Origin of the sequence: Bartonella sp. AP30XZML (assembly GCF_042195945.1) — a bacterium.
Lineage (GTDB): Bacteria > Pseudomonadota > Alphaproteobacteria > Rhizobiales > Rhizobiaceae > Bartonella.
On the sequence record NZ_JBHIPJ010000079.1, the window covers coordinates 1 to 3103 of the forward strand.

Here is a 3103-nt window from a genome sequence, read left to right on the forward strand (position 1 = left end):
TTATAGTAACATCTGAAAATAATGGGCTTCATGCAGATGGTGAACAATCTAAAATCACAATGACTGGAGGAACTGTAAAAGCAAAAGAAGCTGCATTTGTCTTAAAAGATGGCGGATATATTGATGTCACAGATATTTCTGCGAAAGCACAGTGCAATGGGATAAGCATTGATGACTCCAAAAACGATCAGACTTCAAGAATCAACCTGACCAATACAAACCTTTTTGTCGAAGATGGAACGGGTATTGTTGCCAACAATTCATCAAATGGTAAACTCAACCTCAAAGATTCAAAAATCAGTGCCGACAGGTTATTCGTGGGTACAACTCATGATACGCCAAAACCTGATCAAATCTTTACACTCACCGCAGAAAACTCTCTCTTACAGGGGGGAGTAAGAAATGACGGAAACAGCAGAACAACTTTCGATCTCAAAAACGATACAACATGGTTCGTAAACACTAGCACAAAAGAAAAAGATGATGCGGGCAAGTTACTTGATATTGCCCAAAGATCTCATTCTGATGTTTCTATACTTAATCTCGACAATAGTTCCATTGTTTTTCAACAGCCGACAGAAAACCATTATCATACATTGCATATAGGTTCTGGGAAACCAGACACGCAAGCAGTCTACAATGCTTCTGGTGACGCAAAGATTTCTTTTAATGTTGGATCTGTTGAGAGCTCTGATATAATCGATCAAAAAAATGATCGACTTCTGATCCAAGGGGATGTCTTAGGTACAACAACAGTTTATGTTATGAGTGATTTCAAAGATAGCAATAATATAACAGAAGCTTTTCACCCTTCTTCTAATACCAGTGGAGTTTCGCTCATTCAAGTTTCCGGGAAAGCAGATGAAAATTCCTTCAAATTAGCCAATGGTTATATCCAAGCAACTGGTTCACCTTATAAATATAGGCTTACCGCTTATGGACCAACATCCAGCTATGGTGCTGCAAATGAAACACTAAACCTGTTGGGAGAAAATGATAATTTCTGGGATTTCCGTTTGCAGAAATTTATTTTACCACAAGTAGCGAGCTATTTGGCCGTACCTAATGCTCTCTTCTACGATGGTTTTATCGATATGGCTCAACAAAGTACTCTGTTAGCTGATCTGAGAACAACAGCTATAGGGATCGAAGATAACGTCAAAAAAAATGGATTCTTTCTCTCTTCTTATGGAAGTATCGCAACCCTATCGTCACAACAATATGGCTATAACACAAACATTCGCTATGCTGCTACACAAGCAGGTTTTACAGCTTCTGCACAAAAGAGCCAAAATACAATCCTATATTGGGGTCTTACCGGAACCTATGCTCAATTATCCCTCACCCCCCAAAATATAGAAGATGCAGACAAGAGTACGCTTAACAAATGGGCAGTCACAGCCTACAGCGGTATAGAGCATAATAGCGGTTTCTATATGGATACACTCTTCTCTTATGGGATCTGGAAAGGAAATATCTCTACAGCCATCGCTAACAGTACCACTAAAGTCGATGATATAAAAATGTTAATTGCCTCAACAACAATAGGTCAAAAATTCACAACGGGTATTAAAGCCCTCACGTTTGAACCCCAGGCACAACTTGTTTACCAGCGTCTAATCTTTAATGACTTTTCTGATGCTGATAATCTTAAAGTTGATATCGGTGAACCTTATCAATGGTTAGTACGCATTGGTGGACGTTTGACAAAAACTACTACCTCCACAGAAAAGAACCGTGTCATTTCTCTGTATGGAAAAGTGAACTTTCTCAAAACTTTTGGTGATGATGGTAAAGTACAGATTGGCGACACCTTTCCCCTTGATCCTACAGGATCTTCTATTGAAGGTGGGCTTGGCATCAATGCAAAATTGTCTCGCAGTTTAGCCCTCCATGGTGATATAAACTATCGAAAAAAGCTGCAAAAAACTGGTATATCCGGAACAAACTTTTCAGGAGGGATACGCTATCAGTTTTAAGGAAAGGGGCTGTAAATAGCCTATTCATTCTATTCAATTTAACAAAAAAGGCAGTATACATACTGCCTTTTTAATCTATGTAAGCTACTATTCTTATCCCCTGAAACTTTTTTCTTTTCTCCTCAATGATCTCCTTCCCTCCTATTTACACGAGTCGCGCGGCATATTCATTATCGAATTTGTCTATAAAGCTAAGCAAAGTGTATTTTTAGATAATAAAAAGAAGACTACATTGGAAAAGATAATGATAAAAGAAACTCTCTCTTCATACCTTTTCTATGTTTATCCTCCTGTTTCTTCAATCCATTAGCTTAACAGCACCCTGTAAGGATTCATTTATATGTCCATGTACCGTTTTTAGGCAAACCATTTTGACAAATGCTTATCCCTCTCATTCCATACAGTATATTGATTTATAAAGATAATTCTTTGTTTTGCATATTGAATGAGAGTCCCTAATATCGTAGGATTCTCTCATTTCAAACTTGTTTTATGTTGAATCAATTAAAAATTTTCTTGCACGTTACAAGCAGGGCTGGCGTGTGGAGAAAAGTTATATAAGAAAAGCCTGAGAATTCCTCTCATGAACTGCCTCAAGTGCCAAGGGCTTGTCACAAACATTGGGAGCTAGCAAAATGTGTGACGGGCTTGCTCCTTCGTAAGCGTAAAGATGATGGGACTCTATGGCTTTAGCGTTATAGCATCCATGAACACCATCGCGAAATGGGCTGTGCTTCCTTAGAAAAATGGACTTTGCTACCCTTAGCCTCTTTAAAGAAAGCCTGTGAATAGCCCCCTCATCTCTTCTTCTTATAGCAGAAAAAATTTGCTAATCGTTTTGGTGAATGCATCAAATAATACATCTCAACACTATAGAGCTTTTATAGCGATTATCTTTAATAGACAATTTTTAAATATCATACTTCATAGTGCTTTTAGCATAAGCTTAACCAAGCTAGGTTTTATGAACTCAACTTTTTATGATCATGAAAAAAGTTTTTCTGAAGCAAAACTTCAAATCATAGAGAACACCATCGATATAATTCGTTTTGTTGTTTACAATAAAAACATAATGATATAGAAACTGTCTGGGTACTTGCGCCATCAGGGGAATGAAGTAAGCA

Annotated in this window: 1 protein-coding gene; it reads left to right on the top strand. The window is 37.7% G+C overall.

The window, feature by feature from the left end; all coding sequences use genetic code 11:
• Positions 1-1979, top strand: a 1979-nt coding sequence (locus ACFIL2_RS06240) for an autotransporter outer membrane beta-barrel domain-containing protein (RefSeq protein ID WP_375680549.1), incomplete at its 5' end; no start/stop codon positions are given.
• Between the last annotated feature and the right edge of the window lie 1124 nt (positions 1980-3103).